Below are 1,826 nucleotides of genomic sequence, written 5' to 3'. Positions count from 1 at the left end.
TGTGCTAGATGCATTGTTATTCGCTGTTATTGCGATTTCACCAACTGAAACTGATACTTCATCTGCGCCTTTAGACATTTGTTTTGCTGTCTGAACTAGGCTTTCAATTTGTTTTGCAATTTCACTTGTAGATTGAAGAATTTCAGTAAAGCTTTGCTTTGTTTCGTTGGCAATCACAAGACCTGACTGGACTTCTGTATTTACGTGATTCATAGAACTCACCGTTTTACTCATATCTTCTTGAATTTCTGTAATTAACTTTCCAATCTCGCTTGAAGATGCACTCGATTGTTCTGCTAATTTACGTACTTCATCTGCAACGATAGCGAAGCCTCTGCCGTGTTCCCCTGCCCTTGCTGCTTCAATTGCTGCGTTCAATGCTAATAAATTTGTTTGATCTGCAATATTTTGAATGACCTCTAATATATCCCCAATTTGCTTCGATTTATTATCTAGCAACTGGATGATTGCATCAGACTCTGCAACTGATTGATGAATTGATTGCATTTGATTTACCGTTTGCGCAACAAGCTTATCGCCATCTTCTGCTTTTTGACGTGTGTATGCAGATGAAGTTGCGATAGAGAATGAAGTATCTGCCACACGTTGAATTCCGTCTGTCACTTCTTGAAGTAATATCGCGCCTTGTTCAACACCTTTTGTTTGTATTGCTGCACCGCTTGACACTTGATCAATTGCCATTGTTATTTGCTCGGTCGCTTCACTTGCTTGTCTCACACTTGCTGTTAATTCTTCTGATGCAGCAGCTACATGCCCTGCTGACGAATTAATTCTGGATATCAATTCGCGCAGCGACCCAGCCATTTCATTGAAACCTTTTCCAAGTTGACCAATTTCATCATTCGAACGAACTTCAATTGTTTCTGTTAAATCACCTTCACTAATTTTATGAGAAGAAATAACCAATTGTTTTAAAGGTTTCGTAATCGAAAGGGTAATAAAGTAAATAATCACTCCTCCTACTAGAAGGGCAATCACTGCGACGATTAGCGTATTGTAAAAAATAGGTTCTGCCGCTGTAGTGACTTCATTTACGTACATCGTACCGGCGATTTTCCAGCTTGTTTTCGCATTTGTCGCAAAGACCATTTTCTTCTCTGAACCATCATATGTATATGTTCCGTGATTTTCTTTATACAGTGGTTTCCCCCAAGCATCAGGAGCCTTTGTACCTGACTTCTCTTGAGGATGAGCTATAACATTTTGACTTTGATCTAAAATAAATGCATATCCCTTTTTCCCAATATTAATCATTTTTGTTGTTTTTAATAAGCTTTCAAGCTTTAAATCAATACCAATAACGCCGCTACCATCATCTAATTTTTTGGAGATTGTAACAACAATATCCCCAGTAGTTTTGTCTTTATATGGGGTTGATATCGCAACGCCCCCATTTTGTTTCATTGCATCTATGTACCAAGGACGTTCTTTCGGATTATAACCTGCTGGCATTTGTACGTTCGGTTCTTGAATAAATGCTCCATTATCAGTCCCTACATACAGTTGCACTGCCTCAGGATGCAAACTTACATACTCTGTAAACACTTTCCTAATACTTTCTCCATTATCAGTTTCATGCATATTGCGCTGAATCACTTTAGAAAAATGTGTAACGTCATTATACTTTGCATCGATCATTTGATTAATTAAACTGTCTAACACTTTAATATTTTCACTTGCACTGCCTGTAATTTGATTATCAAAATTCTTCTTTGCAGTTTGATAAGACATAGTGCCTATTACAGACACAGCAGAAATTAAAATAACAAAAAATGAAAGTAGCAGTTTTTTTCCTACATTCATAT

General features: G+C 37.3%; 1 protein-coding gene and 1 pseudogene. Both read right to left on the bottom strand.

Annotated elements, in window-relative coordinates:
- A partial coding sequence (locus tag V7024_RS24520) for a methyl-accepting chemotaxis protein (protein ID WP_438824513.1) occupies positions 1-702 on the bottom strand: 702 nt, incomplete at its 3' end.
- 162 nt (positions 703-864) lie between these two features.
- A pseudogene (locus V7024_RS24515) lies at positions 865-1,659 on the bottom strand (HAMP domain-containing protein); the annotation flags it as partial.
- Between the last annotated feature and the right edge of the window lie 167 nt (positions 1,660-1,826).

The organism is Bacillus sp. JJ864, from assembly GCF_036963045.1.
Lineage (GTDB): Bacteria > Bacillota > Bacilli > Bacillales > Bacillaceae_G > Bacillus_A > Bacillus_A pseudomycoides_C.
The sequence above is the reverse complement of the archived record's forward strand: the minus strand, read 5'-3'. Positions and strand labels throughout refer to the sequence as shown.